Origin of the sequence: Actinomadura keratinilytica (assembly GCF_039539665.1) — a bacterium.
GTDB lineage: Bacteria > Actinomycetota > Actinomycetes > Streptosporangiales > Streptosporangiaceae > Spirillospora > Spirillospora keratinilytica.
The window spans coordinates 239-523 of sequence record NZ_BAABDO010000303.1 but is presented as its reverse complement, the minus strand read 5'-3'; the positions used below and the strand labels follow the sequence as shown (position 1 = coordinate 523).

Below are 285 nucleotides of genomic sequence, written 5' to 3'. Positions count from 1 at the left end.
GCCGGCGGCGTGCCCCAGGAGCTGCCGGTGGTCTCCCTCGGTGAGACCAATGTGCGCCCCACCGCGATGCTCTGGCGGAACATGGCCGCGATGAGCACCGAGGAGATGCTGCGTGCCAACCCTGTCGACGGCGTGGTGCTGCTGGGCGGCTGCGACAAGACCATCCCCTCCCTGCTCATGGCGGCCGCCAGCGTCGACATCCCCGCGGTGGTGGTGCCCGGTGGGCCCATGCTCAACGGCACCTTCCGCGGCGCCCCGCTGGGCTGCGGCACGGGGGTGTGGAAG

1 protein-coding gene is annotated in these 285 nt (G+C 72.3%); it reads left to right on the top strand.

What is annotated here, in order from left to right:
• Positions 1 to 9 precede the first annotated feature (9 nt).
• On the top strand, positions 10 to 285 hold a 276-nt coding region (locus ABD879_RS32835; protein WP_345025692.1), incomplete at its 3' end, for a dihydroxy-acid dehydratase domain-containing protein.